Here is a 16,368-nt window from a genome sequence, read left to right on the forward strand (position 1 = left end):
CTCCGATCAACACAGTGTGACCTTGCGGTGCAACGCACGCCAGAGGACGACGACCGACGATGGGTGTGGCGGCCAGCGACGTTCACAGTTGTCGATTAGGTTGGCCTGGCGAACACCCGATGGAGGGAGTCCACCCCGTGCGACGAGTCCTCACGGCGGCCACCACCGCCCTGACCCTCACCACCGCCGGCACCATGCTCGCCGGCACCCCCGCCCAGGCCGCCCCGACGGGCTGGGGCCGTCCGGTCGTCTCCGCAGCGCCGCAACCCGGCGCGCCCGGACTGGGCGACAGTTACTTCCCCGACTACGGCAACGGCGGCTACGACGTCGAGCACTACGACGTTCGGCTGCGCTACGAACCGGCCACCGACCTGCTCACCGGCACCACCACCATCCTCGCCACCGCCACTGAGGACCTCTCGACGTTCAATCTGGACTTCCTGCTCGACGTCGAGTCGGTCCGGGTCAACGGTTGGGCGGCGAGCAGCACCACCGCCGGGGCGCACGAGTTGGTGGTCACCCCGGCCCGCACGGTGACCCGGGGCCAACAGCTCACCATCGTCGTGCGGTACTCCGGTGTCCCGTCGGAGGCCCTGGTCAACGGCTACACCGGCTGGACGCGTACCGACGACGGCGCCCTCGCCGTGAACGAGCCCGAGTCGGCGTGGTGGTGGTTCCCGAGCAACGACCACCCTCTGGACAAGGCCACCTACGACATCTCGGTCTCGGTGCCCACCGGCGTCGAGGTGATCAGCAACGGGGTGCAGCCGAGGCCGCCACTGGCCGAGGCCGGCAACCGCACCCGGTGGATCTGGCGGACCACCTCCCCCACCGCCACCTACCTGGCCTTCATGGCCATCGGCCAGTACGACATCGTCACCGACACCACCCCGGGCGGCCAGCCGGTGATCAACGCGTACAGCACGTCGCTGGGAGCACTCGGGCCGGCCGCGCGGGCCAGCATCGAGCGGACCGCCGAGATCGTCGACTGGGAGAGCGGGATCTTCGGCCCGTACCCGTTCGAGGCGCAGGGCGGTGTGGCCGGGCCGATCGACGGCATCAGCTTCGCCCTGGAGACGCAGACCCGCCCGGTGTACGGGCCGGGCTTCTGGCGACGCGGCGCCAACACCTACGTGGTGACGCACGAGCTGGCCCACCAGTGGTTCGGCGACTCGGTCTCGGTGGCCGACTGGCGCAACATCTGGCTCAACGAGGGCTTCGCCTCGTACGCCGAGTGGCTCTGGTCGGAGGAGCAGGGCGAGGGCACCGCCCAGGAGGTCTTCGACTTCACCTACGCCAGTTACCCGGCTGACGACGGGTTCTGGCAGGTGCTGCCCGGCGACCCGGGCGCTGCCCGGGTCTTCGACAACGCCGTCTACGACCGGGGTGCGATGGCCCTGCACCAGCTGCGGCTGGCCGTCGGTGACGACGCGTTCTTCGAGATCCTGCCGACCTGGACCGCCGAGCGCCGGTACGGCAACGGCACCATCGAGCAGTTCCAGGCCCTGGCCGAGCGGGTCTCCGGACTGGACCTGGACGACCTGTTCACCACCTGGCTGTTCACCGCCGGCCGACCCGAGGTGGCCAGCGCCGCCCGCAAGGCCGCCCCACCGACCGAGCCCACATCCTGGGCCAAGATCCGCGAGTCCCACGAGCTGATGTCCCACTAACCCCACCCCACCCCCACCCCACCCCGCCGGTCGATCATGGAGTTGTGGTGCCTCACATATCAGGCAAGGGCGTATCTTCCGCCCACCACAACTCCATGATCGACCGGCGGGGGTCGCACGGCCCGGGGTTACCGGGTTGAGGCTTCTACGGCGCGGATGTGCCGGTACGCGAACCAGAGCGGCGGGAACGCCCCGACCGCGAAGGACAGGTCGACGAGCGTCCAGAACCAGGGGATGTCCCGGATCGGGCCGCAGATCAGCGCCAGCGGAACGATGCCGGCGCAGGCGATCATGCCGACCTGCACCACCCAGACGTTGCGCACCGGGTCGCGCAGCGGCCCCCAGAAGGCCACTGCCAGCACCAGGTGGGCGAAGGCCAGCCAGTCGGTGCCGTAGAGCAGGAACGGGTAGTCCTCGCCGGCCGTCACGAGCCCGGTGTGCACCCGCTCGATCCAGGCGACCAGCGCGGGCAGTTGGCCGGCGAGCGGATCCAGCACGCGCAGCAGCCAGCGCACCTCGATCTCCAGCGGAAACGCGGTGACACCACTCAGGAAGAGCCCGATCAGCACGACCCACAGCCATCGGCGGGTGCGCCGTAGCCGCTCCTCATTGTCCATGATCGCAGCGTAACGATGATCTTCAGTCTGCCCTGTCCCGGAAGCGGGCCACCGAGGGTGACCGCTGTCTCAGCGGTTCGCCACCGGCCCGGCGGTGGCCAACTCCCGGAGCCGGACCCCGCCCGACCGCACCGCACCGGCCTCGGCGGGCACGATGACGCAGACCGCACCGGTGGGCCGCACGACGCGGGCGGCCCGGAACGCCGCTCGTCGTACCGGATGGCGGGGTCGCGGAACGACGAGCGCGAGGGTCGCCGCGCGGCCGCGCTGCCGATCGAGGGCGACGCCGGCCGCCGTCGTGGCGATCGCCGCTGCGGCTCCGGCGAGGACGAGCGTCTGCCGGGGCCCGGCGTGTTCGGCGAGCCAGCCGAGCAGCGGGGCGCCGACCGCTGCGGAGACCGAGCCGGTGACCGCCAGGGCGGCGAGCACCCGGCCCCGCATCGCGCCGTCGGTGTCGAGCTGGGCGCGGGTGCCGACGGTGGTGTCGATGACCACCGCGGCGGCGGCGATCGGCAGGATCACCGCGGCGAAGCTCCAGGTGCCGGGCGCGAGGCCGGCGACGATCTGCAACCCGCTGGCGAAAAGGCCCGCGACGACGAGCGTCCGGTAACCCAGGGAACGCCGCCGGGCCGCGACGAGCGCGCCCACCACAGTGCCGACCGCGAACACCGTCGACAGCAGGCCGTACCCGGAGGCACCGGCGTCCAGCGGCCCGTCGCTCATCGCGGCCATGGTCACCTGGTAGTTGCGGCCCAGGCTGCCGAGCACGAACGACAGGGCGAGCGCGAGGAGCAGCACCGGCTGCCCGCGCAGGTAGGCGAACCCGGCGCGGACACCGCCCCGCCTCCGGCCGGCGTCCGGGACCGGGAGGCCGGGCACGCCCGCCGGGCGTACGGCGAACAGCGCCACCACCACGGCGGCGAAGCTGACCGCGTTGATGCCGAACAGCAGGGCGGGACCGACGGCGGCCACCACCACGGCGCCGAGGCTCATGCCGAGGATGCGGCCGGCGGAGTTGCTGAGCGAGCCGAGCGCCAGCGCGTTGCCCAGCGTCTCCCGGTCGACGAGGCTGGCGGCCCAGCGCCCCATCACCGGGCCTTCGATCGCCGAGACGGCACCGGTGGCCAGCGAGATCGCGAAGATCAGCGGCAGGCCGCCGACCCCGGTCAGGGCGACCGCCGCCAGTCCGGCGGCGAGCACCGCGTGGGCGCACTGGGCGGCGATCAGCAACGGGCGGGCGGGCAGCCGGTCGGCCAGCACACCACCCCAGACGCTGAGCAGCAGCGTGGGCGCCGCCTGGAGCAGCACGGCGAAGCCCATGGACGTCGCGGAGCCGGTCTCCTTCAGGACGTACCAGTTGACCCCGAGGACCTGCATCCAGGTGCCGATGACGGAGACGAAGCCGGCGAGCGCCCAGATCCGGTAGTTGCGGTGGCGCAACGCGGCGAAGGTGGCACCTCTGGCCACGACGAACCTCCAGCGATCGGCAGCATGATCATTCACACCGATCGCGGCGCGGTTCGGCAGCCGACAAGTCTTGCCGGCTTAAACCTCTTTGCCCACATTTGTGAGCGGCTTCACCAGCGGGAACGCCCGGCCGATGCGGCGGCGGACCTGCCGCACCGACCGGACACCCGCACCTCAGCGAGCGGCGAGAGCCTGCGCGGCCGGGCCCACCGGGGCCGGCAACGCACCGACACCACCCAGATAGCCGTGGATGGCCGCGGCGACCGCCCGCCCCTCGGCGATGGCCCAGACGATCAGCGAAGCGCCCCGGTGCATGTCACCAGCCACAAACACCCCGTCGGCGTCGGTCTGCCAGTCGTCGCGGGCGTCGATGGCGCCCCGCGGGTTGCGGGCGACGCCGAACTGGGCCAGCAGCGGCTGCTGCTCGGTGCCCTCGAAACCGATCGCCAACAGCACCAGATCGGCCGGCAACTCCCGCTCGGAGCCCGGCACCACAGTGACGACCCGCCGGCCGTCGCGCTTCTCCACTGTCACCTCGGCGATCCGCACCGCCCGCACCTGGCCGGTGCCGTCGTCCACGAACTCCTGCACCGCCACGGCGAAGACCCGCTCGCCACCCTCCTCGTGCGCCGGGTAGCTACGCAGCACCCACGGCCAGGTCGGCCACGGATCCCGTGCCTCGTCGCGCTCCTGCGGCGGCTGCGGGTACAGGTCGAGCTGGTGCACGCCCGCGGCGCCCTGGCGGTGCGCGACGCCGAGACAGTCGGCCGCCGTGTCACCACCGCCGATGATCACCACGTGCTTGCCGGCCGCGTCGATCGGCGTGCCGTCGGGCAACACCGCGGGCGCCAGCCGACGCTCGGCGGTGGCCACCACGCCGGCCTGGTCGGTGGCCGCCGTGGCGACCGCGCGATTCGCCGCGACCAGGTGCGCCATCGCCTGGTGTACGCCCCGAAGCGCCCGCCCCGGGGTCTCCGGGGTGTCCCGGCCCTGCAACGCCCCACAGGCCAGCAGCACTGCGTCGTGCTCGGCGCGCAACTGCTCGGCGGTGACGTCGACGCCGACGTTCACGCCGGTGCGGAAACGCACCCCCTCGGCGGTGAGCTGGGCCAACCGGGCATCGATGTGCCGCTTCTCCAACTTGAAGTCGGGAATGCCGTACCGGAGCAGGCCACCGATCGCGTCGTCGCGTTCGTACACCGTCACCGCGTGACCGGCGCGGGCCAGCTGCTGGGCGGCGGCGAGCCCGGCGGGCCCGGAGCCGACGACGGCGACCGACCGGCCCGACGGCGCCGGCACCGGGCGGGGGGTGAACCCGCGCGCCGCGGCGGCGTCGGCGATCTCCACCTCGACCTGCTTGATGGTCACCGGTTGACCGCCGGAGATGCCGAGCACGCAGGCCGCCTCGCAGGGCGCGGGGCAGAGCCGGCCGGTGAATTCCGGGAAGTTGTTGGTGGCGTGCAGCGACTCCACCGCGGCGTCCCAGTTGCCGGTACGCACGAGGTCGTTCCAGTCCGGGATGCGATTGCCCAGCGGGCAGCCGTCGTGGCAGAACGGGATGCCGCAGTCCATGCATCGGGTGGCCTGCTCACGGACCAACTCCTCGCCGGCCGGCGGGTACACCTCCCGCCAGTCGCTGATCCGCACCGGCACCGGGCGGCGGGCCGGCAGCCGCCGGTCGTAGCGCAGGAAACCGTTCGGGTCAGGCACGTGCCACCTCCTGGGCAGCCACCCGCGGGGCGGGCGGCACCGGCGCGGCCGGCGCGCTCAGCGCGCCCATCACCGCGTCGTCGACGTCGCGGCCGGCTGCTTCGGCGGCCCGCATGATCTCCAGCACCCGGCGGTAGTCGCGGGGTACCACAGCGGTGAACTCGGCCACCGCCTCCGGCCACCGCTTGAGCAGCTCCTCGGCGACCGCCGACCCGGTCTCGGCCACATGCCGTTGGACCAGCTCGTGCAGGAGCGACTGCTCCTGCTCACCCACCGGCAGCAGGTCGACCAGCTCCGCGTTGACCCGGGCCCGATCCAGGCGGTGCACGAACGCCGTGCCGCCGGACATGCCCGCCGCGAAGTTCCGGCCGGTCGCGCCCAGCACCACCACGGTGCCGCCGGTCATGTACTCGCAGCCGTGGTCACCAACACCCTCGACCACGGCGACCGCGCCGGAGTTGCGTACCGCGAACCGCTCCCCCACCCGGCCGCGCAGGAAGACCTCGCCCGCCGTGGCCCCGTACAGGATGGTGTTGCCGGCGATGATCTGATCCTCGGCCCGTTGCCCCGGCTCGGCGTCCGGGTCGAGGAACGGCGCGGCGGCGTCCGGACGGACGATGAGCCGACCCCCGGAGAGGCCCTTGCCCACGTAGTCGTTGGCGTCGCCGTGCAGGCGCAGGGTCACGCCGCGCGGCAGGAACGCGCCGAACGACTGCCCAGCAGTGCCGTGCAGCACGAACTCGACGGTGTCCTCGGGAAGGCCGGCGCCACCGAAGCGACGGGTCACCTCACCGCCGAGCATCGCGCCGACGCTGCGGTGCTCGTTGCGCACCGCCACCTCGACCCGCACCGGCGCACCGTCCGTCAGAGCCGGACGCGCCAACGCGATCAGCTCGTTGTCGAGGGCCTGCTCCAGGCCGTGATCCTGCGCGCGAACCCCGCGTCGGGCCGCGTCGGCGGGCAGCTCCGGCAGGTGCAGGACGGGCGCCAGGTCCAACCCGTGCGCCTTCCAGTGCGTCAGAGCCGGGGCCACGTCGAGCAGCTCGGACTGCCCGATCGCTTCCTCGATCGACCGGAAACCCAGCTCGGCCAGGTACCCCCGGACCTCCTCGGCGAGGAAGAGGAAGAAGTTCTCCACGAACTCCGGCTTGCCGGTGAAACGCTCCCGCAGCACCGGATTCTGCGTGGCGATGCCGACCGGGCAGGTGTCCAGGTGGCAGACCCGCATCATCACGCAACCCTCGACGATCAGCGGCGCGGTCGCGAAGCCGAACTCCTCCGCGCCGAGCAACGCCGCGACCAGGACGTCCCGGCCGGTCTTGAGCTGGCCGTCGACCTGCACCGTGACCCGGTCGCGCAGCTTGTTGAGCAACAGCGTCTGCTGCGCCTCGGCCAGCCCCAGCTCCCACGGGGTGCCGGCGTGCTTGAGCGAGTTCATCGGGGAGGCGCCCGTGCCGCCATCGTGGCCGGAGATCAGGATGACGTCCGCCTTGAGCTTCGCCACCCCGGCGGCGACGGTGCCGACGCCGACCTCGCTGACCAGCTTGACGTGCACCCGGGCCGCCGGGTTGACGCACTTCAGGTCGTGCACCAACTGGGCGAGGTCCTCGATGGAGTAGATGTCGTGGTGCGGCGGCGGGGAGATCAGACCCACGCCGGGGGTGGCGTGCCGGGTCCGGGCAATCCACGGCCAGACCTTGTTACCGGGCAGCTGACCGCCCTCGCCCGGCTTGGCGCCCTGGGCCATCTTGATCTGGAGGTCGTCCGCGTTGACCAGGTACTCGCTGGTCACGCCGAAGCGGCCGCTGGCGATCTGCTTGACCGCCGAACGGCGGGCCGGGTCGTGCAGCCGCTCGACGTCCTCGCCGCCCTCACCGGTGTTGGACTTGCCGCCGAGCCGGTTCATGGCGATGGCGAGCGTCTCGTGCGCCTCCGCCGAGATCGACCCGTACGACATGGCGCCGGTGGCGAACCGCTTGACGATCTCGGTGGCCGGCTCGACCTCCTCGATCGGCACCGCCGGACGGACGCCGGTGCGCAGAGTGAACAACCCGCGCAGCGAGCCGGCCTGCGCGGCGAGCGCGTCGACCTTGGCGGTGTACTGCCGGAAGACGTCGTACTGCCGGCTGCGGGTGGCGTGTTGCAGCAGGAACACCGTCTCCGGGTTGAACAGGTGCAACTCACCCTCGCGGCGCCACTGGTACTCGCCACCGACCTCCAACCGGTCGGAGGTGGCGGTGCCGGCCGGCGGCCAGGCCAGCGCGTGCCGGGCGGCCACCTCGGTGTGCACGCCCGCGAGACCCACCCCGCCGATGCGGCTGGGGGTGCCCCGGAAGTAGCGCTCGACCAGCCGGCTGTCCAGGCCGACCGCCTCGAAGACCTGCGCACCGCAGTACGAGGAGACCGTCGAGATGCCCATCTTGGACATGATCTTCAGGACGCCCTTGCCGAGCGCCTTCGCGTAGTTACGCACCGCGGCGGCGGGCTCCACCCCGACCAACGTGCCGGCGGCCGTCATTCGGTCCGGAGCGCCGTCCAACGGCGCGGAGGCCGAATTATGGCCGTAAGCGATCATGTCCTCGACCGACTCGAACGCCAGGTACGGGTTGACCGCCGCCGCGCCGTAGCCGATCAGCACCGCCGCATGGTGCACCTCCCGGCAGTCCCCGGACTCGACGATCAGCGCCGCCCGCGTACGGGTCTGCTCGCGGACGAGGTGCTGGTGCACGGCGGCGGTGAGCAGCAGCGACGGGATCGGCGCCAGGTCGGCGTTGGAGTCCCGGTCGGAGAGCACCAGGATGCGCACCCCGTCCTCGATCGCCTCGGAGACGTGCCGGCAGATCTCGGTCAGCCGCGCCTTGATCCCGGCGGCGCCCTCCCGGATCCGGTACAGCCCGGAGACCCGGACCGCCTTGAAGCCGGGCAGGTCGCCGTCCTCGTCGATGGAGAGGATCTTCGCCAGCTCGTCGTTGTCGAGGATCGGGTGCGGGAGCACGATCTGACGGCAGCTCGCGGCACCCGGGTCGAGCAGGTTGCCCTCCGGCCCGATCGTCGACGCCAGGCTGGTCACCAACTCCTCGCGGATGGCGTCCAACGGCGGGTTGGTGACCTGGGCGAAGAGCTGGTGGAAGTAGTCGTAGAGCAGCCGCGGCCGGGTGGACAGCGGCGCGATCGGGGTGTCCGTACCCATCGAACCGAGCGGCTCGGCGCCGGTGCGGGCCATCGGCCCCAGCAGGATCTTCAGCTCCTCCTGCGTGTAGCCGAAGGTCTGCTGCCGGCGGCGCACCGAGTCGTGCGTGTAGACGGTGTGCTCGCGCGCCGGCAGGTCGTTCAGCTCGATCAGCCCGGCGTGCAGCCACTCGCCGTACGGCTGGGCGGCGGCCAACTCGGACTTGATCTCCTCGTCGTGCACGATCCGCCCGGCCACCGTGTCGACCAGGAACATCCGGCCCGGCTGGAGCCGCCCCTTGGCGACCACGTGGGCCGGGTCGAGGTCGAGCACGCCCGCCTCGGAGCCGAGCACCACGAGCCCGTCGTCGGTCTGCCACCAGCGCCCCGGGCGCAGCCCGTTGCGGTCCAGCACCGCGCCGACGATCTCGCCGTCGGTGAAGGCCACCGACGCCGGGCCGTCCCACGGCTCCATGAGGCTGGCGTGGAAGCGGTAGAAGGCGCGCTTGGCCGGGTCCATCCCCGGGTCGTTCTCCCACGCCTCGGGGATCATCATCAGCACCGCGTGCGGCAGGCTCCGCCCGGCCAGGTGCAGCAACTCCAGGACCTCGTCGAAGTTCGCCGAGTCGGACGCCGCGGGGGTGCAGACCGGGAAGACCCGTCGGATGTTGCCGGGCACGTTCGGCGAGCGCAGGAGCGCCTCGCGGGCCTGCATCCAGTTGCGGTTGCCCCGGATCGTGTTGATCTCGCCGTTGTGGGCGATGAACCGGTACGGGTGCGCCAGCGGCCAGGACGGGAAGGTGTTCGTGGAGAAGCGGGAGTGCACCAGCGCGATGGCGCTGTCCACCCGCTCGTCGCGCAGGTCCGGGTAGAACGCCGGCAACTGGTCGGGCGTGAGCATGCCCTTGTAGACCATGGTGCGGCTGGACAACGACGGGAAGTACGCCGGAACGCCACGCTCGGCGGTCTCCCGCTCGGCCTGCTTACGCAGACAGAACGCCACCCGGTCCAGCTCAAGGCCGCGCAGCGGGGAGCCGGCCGGCCCGTCGGGTGTGTCGGTGAGGCGGTGCGCCGCCAGGAAGAGCTGCCGGACCCGGGGCATCGCCGCCAGGGCGGTCTCGCCCAGGTCACTCGGGTCGATCGGCACGTCCCGCCAACCGAGCAGTTCGGCGCCCTCGACCAGTGCGTACTTCTCGACGACCCGGCGGGCACGCGCCTCGGCGGCATCGTCGTCGGGAAGGAAGACCAGCCCGGTGGCGTACTCGCCCGCTGGGGGAAGCGCGACGTCGGCCACCGCGCGCAGGAACGCGTCGGGCACCTGGATCATGATGCCGGCGCCGTCGCCGGTGTTCGGCTCCGCGCCCCGGGCGCCCCGGTGGTCCAGCCGACAGAGCGCGCCGAGCCCGTTGGCGACGACCGAGTGTGAACGCCGGCCGTGCAGGTCCGCCACGAAGGCCACGCCGCAGGCGTCGTGCTCCTGCGCTGGGTCGTAGAGGCCCTGGGCGGACGGACGGGGGTGGGGCGTCGGGGACGCCTGCGGGCTGTGCGGGTGCGGCTGTTCTGTGTCCGCGTACGGCTGAGCCACCGGGCCTCCTGTCGTCACTCAGGTTGGATCATGGTGGGGACGACGTCGGCCCGTGGGTCTATTGAGTCTACGTTAGGGCCGGGGTCGCACGGCCACCCGAGATTGATCACACCGTCCACAGGCTGGGACGTGTAGTCTCGCGCGGTGGATCCGCTGCACAGGCACGTCTTCGACCGGTTGGAACGCTTCTACGACGCGGTGCCCCGCGACGTCGCCGCTGCGGAGGAGCATGGCGCGTTGGTGCTGTTCGTCCGCGAAGGCGCCGGCTGGCCGTTCTATGCCCGCCCCCGGATCGACGCCACCGAGCCGCCGTCGCTGGCCGACGTGGTCTCGGTCCGCGAGCGCCAGCGGAAGCTGGGCCTGCCGGAGGCCTTCGAGTGGGTGCACGAGACGACCCCGGAGCTGCTGGCGGTGGCCCGCTCGGCGGGGCTCAGCGTGCTGGAGGCGCCGCTGATGGTGCTCGACCCGAGCGCGCTGCCCGACCCGGCGACGCTCTCCGACGCGGCGGTGCGGGTGCTGGCCGCTGACTCCCCCGGTTTCGCCGCCGATGTCGCCGCACGGCGTGCCGTGGCAGCGGTGGCGTTCGCCGCCGCCGGCACCGCGCCCGGCGAGGCGGGTCCGGCCGAACGCGACGCCGCCGTCACCGAACTCGAACTGGCCGCGCTCGACGAGGAGCGCGTCCGGATCGCCGACGGGCGACGGATCTCCGCGCTGGCCGGCACGCCGACCGAGGGCGCACTGGCCAGCGGCATGGCGATGCGGGTGGACGACGTCGCGGAGGTCGCCGGTGTGGCCACCCTGCCGTCCGCCCGACGACGCGGGCTGGGCGCCGCGCTCACCGCCACCCTGGCCCGGGAACTCCTCGCCGCCGGCACCGAGCTGGTCTTTCTCTCCGCGGGCAGCGAGGAGATCGCGCGGGTCTACCTGCGGGTCGGCTTCCGCCGAATCGGCACCGCCTGCATCGCCGAACCCGCCGCCCTCATCCCCTGAGCTGCCCCGCTCCACCGACCTGCGTCGCGGCCGAGGTCAGGTCGGTGGGCGCCACTGGGCGGCGGAGGCGGCGGCGCTGGAGAGCAGTCGGGAGTTGATCGTGCCCAGTGCGGCGTCCCGGGCGCGCAGCGCCAACCGGCCCCGGGTCTGGAGCACCGCCGACATCCGCCGGGTCTGCCGGACCACTGTCGCGGCCCGGGGACGGCGCACCCGGTCGTACGTCTGGACGGCGTCGGGCAGCCGAGCCTCCCGCAGCAGCGACGCGAGCGTCGCGGCGTCCTCGAACGCCAGGCAGGCGCCCTGCCCGAGGTGCGGCGGCATGGCGTGCGCCGCGTCGCCGAGCAGCACCACCCCACCGGGCCCGACCGGAAAGCCGTACGCCCGGGGCAGCGGGCGCAGCTCGCGAACCTCCTGTTGGACCAGGTCGGCCGGGTTGGTGGCGTCGAGCAGCGCGCCGACCGGCGCGGGCCAGCCCGCGTACCAGCGACGCAGCAGGGCGAGCTGGGTCTCCGGTGGTTCCGGGCGGGGCGCGCCGGCGGCGGTGGCCACCCAGTAGATGCCGCCCCGGGTGGACCCGCCCGAGGAGCCGCGCTCGCCCAGCGACGCGGCCACGAACCGGTAACCCGCGCCGAGGATCTCGCCGGCCAACGGCTGATCGTCGGGGAGCCGAGGTGCCTGGTACCAGGGGATGACGGCCCGCCAGGCGGCGCATCCGGAGCTGACCACCCGGGACTCGGGCGCGAGTTGGCGGCGGATGCCGCTGTCGGTGCCGTCGGCGGCCACCACCAGATCGGCCTCGATGGTGTGCCGCCCGTCGCTGACGCCCGGCCGCTCGCCCGGCTCGACGCGGACGTGGCGCACCGTCACACCGGTCCGCAACTCGACCCGCTCGCCGAGGCCGGCGATCAGCGCGTCGTGCAGATCCTCCCGGTGCACCACCACCGGCATCCGGTCGGCCGGAACGGGCCGGGGCTGCACGAGCCAGTGCCCATCCGGGCGACGGACCCCGCCGTCGGGCAACGGGGTGGCGATGGCGGCCAGGCCGGCACCGAGGCCGAGGGCCTGGAGCGCGCGAACACCGTTGGGCCAGAGCACCACAGCGGTGGGCTCGGGGCGGACCCGTTCGGCGCGTTCCAACAGGGTGACCTGCCAGCCGGAACGGGCCAGCGCGCCGGCCACCGCGAGGCCACCGACCCCTGCGCCGACCACCACCGCGCTTCGCATCGGTGCCGCTCAGCTGTCCCGGTCGGCGGGACGCGCGCCAGTGGCGTCGGCCCGGTCGGTGCGAACGGCGGACGGAGCGTCCGCCGGCTCGTCGTCGCTCGGCGCGAGGTCGTCGACGGCCGTGTCGCCGGACGGCTCGCCGTCATCCGGTCCGGAGTCGTCGTCGTCCGCCGACGGTACGACGCCGGTGTCCTGCCAGGCCGCGTACTGCTCCTCGCTCACCACCCGGTAGCCCTCCGGCGCGGCGGCCCGCGTGGGGGTCTCCCGCTCGGAGAGGTCGACCTGGGACAGGTCGGACGTGGGGGGCGGGGTCGTCGTCCCCGCCGGGCCGAGTGGGATCAGGTAGTCCCGAGGGCCACGCACCCGTACGAAGTAGATCAGGGCGCCGAGGAAGACCAGTGCGGCGGTCCAGACGTTGAGCCGGACGCCGAAGATCTGGTTGGCCTCGTCGGTGCGCATCAGCTCGATCCAGAACCGACCGACGGTGTAACCCATCACGTAGAGCGCGAACGCCCGGCCCCGGCCCAGCTTGAACCGACGGTCGAGGACGAGGACCAGAGCTGCGACGCCGAGGTTCCACAGCAACTCGTAGAGAAAAGTGGGCTGGTAGAGGCCTGGTTCGAGGATCGGCTGCCCGGCGTCGTCGCGGAGGGCGTGCCCGGGGTTGTCCGGGTCCATCCGGTGGATCTCCAGACCCCACGGCAGGGTCGTCCGGCCACCGAAGAGCTCGTTGTTGAACCAGTTGCCGAGCCGGCCGACGGCCTGGGCCAGCGGCAGCCCGGGGGCCAGCGCGTCAGCCACCACGCCGAACGGAATGCCGAGCTGTCGGGCCGCGATCCAGGCACCGACCGCGCCACCGGCGACCGCGCCCCAGATGCCGAGACCGCCCTCCCAGATGGCGAACGCCTTCATCGGGTCACCACCGGCCCCGAAATATTTCTCGGGTGAGGTGATCACGTGGTAGATCCGGGCGCCGATGATGCCGGCGGGCACCGCCCAGACAGCGATGTCGAGCACCGCGCCGGGCGCGACGCCGCGCTGCCGCAGCCGGCGCTCCGTCACCCAGCAGGCCAGCACGATGCCGGCGATGATGCAGAGCGCGTAGGCCCGGATCGGCACCGGCCCGAGCTGCCAGACCGCGGTGCTGGGGCTGGGCAGGGCCGCCTGGGGGGAGAGCGAGGCGAGGGTCACGGGTGCACACGCTACCGCTGCACACCCCCGCAGCGGCACCCCGGGCCGCTGGAGGGCGCATCCCGGTGACTTCTGGTTTGCGCCGCCGTAGGCTCTTTGTCCATGAGCGCGCTCACCTGGGCGGTCGCCGCGGTCGTCACCGACGACACCGGTCGGGTGCTGCTCTGCCAGCAGGGTCGGGGGGACCGCCGCCACGCGTTGCCCGGTGGGCGGCTGCGTCCGGCCGAGAGCCCGGTGCGGGCGGCGCTACGGGACATTCGCGCGGAGACCGGCTGGGACATCGAGCTGACCGGCCTGGTCGGCATCTACCAGGTGAGCCGCCCTTCGGGGGAGGCCGCCGCCGGACGCGCCGGCCCGCTGCCGGACGTCCTCGTGCACGTGTTCCGGGCCCGCGCCGCCGGGGTCCGACCCGCCACCGACCCACCGCCGGGCTGCCGACTGTCCTGGCACTCCCCCGACGCGCTGCCCGAGGTGGTCACCCCGCTCACCCGAGCCGCCGTCACCGACGCGACCGACGGCCGCTTCGGCGTACTCCGCGACATCGACTGTGCGCCCGGCACCGTCGCCGTCGCGTCGTTGCCGGCGGCCCGCCCAGCCGAGGACGGGCGGCCGACGGCCGACCAGAACGCGCGGCACGCCGGGCCGGGTTGAGCCGGGCTGGGCGACGCGGGCTCAGCGGGTGGGGTTACGGACGCCCTCGGCGAGTTCGGCGCTGAGCGTGCGAAGGGCGGCCAGCCCGTCGGCCTCGGTGGGCGCGTCAAGCACACACCGAACCAGCGCGCTGCCCACGATCACCCCATCGGCGTAACCGGCGACGGTGCCGGCCTGCGCGCCGGTACCCACACCCAGGCCGACGCCGATCGGCAGGTCGGTGACCGCGCGGGCCCGGGAGACCAGCGTCGGGGCGGCGTCGGAGGTACGCGCCCGGGCGCCGGTCACCCCCATCACGGCGGTCGCGTAGACGAAGCCCCGGCAGTGCTGCACCGTCATCGCCAGCCGAGCGTCGGTGGACGACGGCGAGACCAGGAACGTGCGGTCCAGCCCGTGCGCGTCCGAGGCGGCCAGCCACTCTTCGGCCTCGTCAGGGATGAGGTCCGGGGTGATCAGGCCGGTGCCGCCGGCGGAGGCCAGGTCACGGGCGAAGACGTCCACGCCGTACCGCTCGACCGGGTTCCAGTAGGTCATGGTGACCACTGGGGCGCCGGTGGCCGCCACCGCCTCGATGATGCGCATCGTGTCCGCGGTGCGTACGCCACCGGCCAGCGCGATGTCGCTGGCCCGCTGGATCACCGGCCCGTCCATCACCGGGTCCGAGTAGGGGATCTCCACCTCGATCACGTCGACGCCGGCCTCGACCATGGCGGTCATCGCGGCGATGCTGCCCTCGACGGTGGGGAAACCGGCCGGCATGCAGCCGACCAGCAGTGCCCGTCCGTCGGCGCGGGCCTTGTCGAAGGCCACCCCGATCCGGCTCATCTCACCGCTCCTTGTCGAGGATGCCGAAGTAGTCGCCGGCGGTGTGCACGTCCTTGTCGCCCCGCCCGGAGAGGTTGACCACGATGGTGGGCTCCCGGCCCAGCTCAGCGGCGAGCTTCGGAGCCAGCACAACGGTGCCGGCGAGCGCGTGCGCGCTCTCGATCGCCGGGATGATGCCCTCGGTACGGCAGAGCAGCTCGAACGCGGCCATCGCCTCGTCGTCGGTGACCGGCAGGTAGTTCGCCCGGCCGGTGTCGTGCAGCCACGCGTGCTCGGGTCCGACGCCCGGGTAGTCCAGGCCGGCGGAGATCGAGTGCGACTCCAGGGTCTGCCCGTCGGCGTCCTGGAGCACGAAGGTGCGGGTGCCGTGCAGCACCCCGGCCGACCCGCCGGTGATGCTCGCCGCATGCCGGCCGGTGGCCACCCCGTCGCCACCCGCTTCGAAGCCGTACAGCCGAACGGCCTCGTCGCCCACGAACGCGTGGAAGATGCCCAGCGCGTTGGAGCCGCCGCCGACGCAGGCGGTGACGGCGTCCGGCAACCCGCCGGTGAGGTCCAGGCACTGCTGACGGGCCTCGTCTCCGATGCCCCGGACGAAGTCGCGCACCATCGCCGGGAACGGGTGCGGGCCCGCGGCGGTGCCGATCAGGTAGTGCGTCTCGTCGACGTTCGCCACCCAGTCGCGCATCGCCTCGTTCATCGCGTCCTTGAGGGTGCGCGAGCCGTTGGTGACCGGGACGACTGTCGCGCCGAGCATCCGCATCCGGGCCACGTTGAGCGCCTGCCGCTCGGTGTCGACCTCGCCCATGTAGACCACACACTCGAGGTCGAACAGGGCGGCGGCGGTCGCGGTGGCGACACCGTGCTGGCCGGCGCCGGTCTCCGCGATCACCCGGGTCTTGCCCATCCGCTTGGTGAGCAGCGCCTGGCCGAGCACGTTGCGCACCTTGTGCGCACCCGTGTGGTTGAGGTCCTCGCGCTTGAGCAGCACCCGCGCGCCGACCTTCGCGGAGAACCGCCGGGCCTCGTAGAGCAGCGAAGGCGTGCCGGCGTAGTCGCGCAACAGCGCGCCGAACTCCGCTCGGAAGGACTCGTCCTCCATCGCCGTACGCCACGCCCCGTCGAGCTCGTCCAACGCGGCCACCAGGGCCTCGGGAACGAACCGACCGCCGAAGCGGCCGAAGTGGCCGGCGGAGTCGGGCTGCGGGCCGGCCACCGGGGCCAGCGCGTCGGCGCTCATCGGGAATCCTCTCGGTGGGACGTCAGCCCG

At 72.9% G+C, this 16,368-nt stretch carries 11 protein-coding genes; 3 read left to right on the plus strand and 8 right to left on the minus strand.

Annotated features, from left to right (window positions below; translation table 11 throughout):
• The first annotated feature begins 137 nt into the window (after positions 1-137).
• Complete coding sequence (locus ACGF3C_RS14410) at positions 138-1,670, plus strand: M1 family metallopeptidase (protein ID WP_357226992.1); 1,533 nt, start codon at positions 138-140, stop codon at positions 1,668-1,670.
• Between the two features lie 128 nt (positions 1,671-1,798).
• On the opposite strand, the gene ACGF3C_RS14415 is transcribed toward ACGF3C_RS14410, so the two are convergent.
• The 4 genes from ACGF3C_RS14415 to gltB all read right to left on the minus strand — a co-directional run bounded on the left by ACGF3C_RS14415 (position 1,799) and on the right by gltB (position 10,217).
• Entirely contained in the window at positions 1,799-2,287 is a 489-nt protein-coding gene (locus ACGF3C_RS14415; protein ID WP_393222068.1) for a hypothetical protein, read from the minus strand.
• A gap of 69 nt (positions 2,288-2,356) precedes the next feature.
• The gene (locus ACGF3C_RS14420; RefSeq protein ID WP_393222071.1) at positions 2,357-3,754 is read right to left on the minus strand and encodes an MFS transporter; all 1,398 of its coding nucleotides are present in this window, start codon (positions 3,752-3,754) and stop codon (positions 2,357-2,359) included.
• A gap of 174 nt (positions 3,755-3,928) precedes the next feature.
• Positions 3,929-5,464 carry a glutamate synthase subunit beta gene (locus ACGF3C_RS14425; RefSeq protein WP_355007629.1) on the minus strand — a complete coding sequence of 512 codons (1,536 nt, stop codon included), beginning with the start codon at positions 5,462-5,464 and terminating at the stop codon, positions 3,929-3,931.
• Positions 5,457-10,217 (minus strand): glutamate synthase large subunit, encoded by a 4,761-nt coding sequence (gene gltB, locus ACGF3C_RS14430; RefSeq protein WP_393222074.1) that lies wholly within the window; start codon positions 10,215-10,217, stop codon positions 5,457-5,459. The genes ACGF3C_RS14425 and gltB overlap by 8 nt, the downstream gene beginning before the upstream one ends.
• 153 nt (positions 10,218-10,370) lie before the next feature.
• On the opposite strand from gltB, the gene ACGF3C_RS14435 reads away from it, so the two are divergent.
• On the plus strand, positions 10,371-11,207 hold the full coding sequence (locus ACGF3C_RS14435) for a GNAT family N-acetyltransferase (protein WP_393222832.1): 837 nt from the start codon (positions 10,371-10,373) through the stop codon (positions 11,205-11,207).
• Positions 11,208-11,243: 36 nt separating this feature from the next.
• On the opposite strand, the gene ACGF3C_RS14440 is transcribed toward ACGF3C_RS14435, so the two are convergent.
• Positions 11,244-12,431, minus strand: a complete 1,188-nt coding sequence (locus ACGF3C_RS14440) for an NAD(P)/FAD-dependent oxidoreductase (RefSeq protein WP_357222586.1) — start codon at positions 12,429-12,431, stop codon at positions 11,244-11,246.
• 9 nt (positions 12,432-12,440) lie between these two features.
• Complete coding sequence (gene lgt / locus ACGF3C_RS14445; RefSeq protein ID WP_393222078.1) at positions 12,441-13,622, minus strand: prolipoprotein diacylglyceryl transferase; 1,182 nt, start codon at positions 13,620-13,622, stop codon at positions 12,441-12,443.
• A gap of 102 nt (positions 13,623-13,724) precedes the next feature.
• Here lgt and ACGF3C_RS14450 point away from each other — a divergent pair, with 102 nt between their 5' ends.
• Complete coding sequence (locus tag ACGF3C_RS14450; protein ID WP_393222081.1) at positions 13,725-14,273, plus strand: NUDIX hydrolase; 549 nt, start codon at positions 13,725-13,727, stop codon at positions 14,271-14,273.
• A 21-nt stretch (positions 14,274-14,294) separates the two neighbouring features.
• Here the strand turns inward: ACGF3C_RS14450 and trpA are convergent, their stop codons facing one another.
• Together trpA and trpB are read right to left on the minus strand one after the other, a co-directional pair.
• Positions 14,295-15,098 carry a tryptophan synthase subunit alpha gene (gene trpA / locus ACGF3C_RS14455; protein ID WP_357222580.1) on the minus strand — a complete coding sequence of 268 codons (804 nt, stop codon included), beginning with the start codon at positions 15,096-15,098 and terminating at the stop codon, positions 14,295-14,297.
• A 1-nt stretch (position 15,099) separates the two neighbouring features.
• A complete protein-coding gene (trpB, locus tag ACGF3C_RS14460; RefSeq protein ID WP_393222085.1) occupies positions 15,100-16,338 on the minus strand; it encodes a tryptophan synthase subunit beta in 1,239 nt (412 codons plus the stop codon).
• Between the last annotated feature and the right edge of the window lie 30 nt (positions 16,339-16,368).

This window comes from Micromonospora sp. NPDC047762, from assembly GCF_043204655.1.
In the GTDB taxonomy this organism is placed as follows: Bacteria; Actinomycetota; Actinomycetes; order Mycobacteriales; family Micromonosporaceae; genus Micromonospora.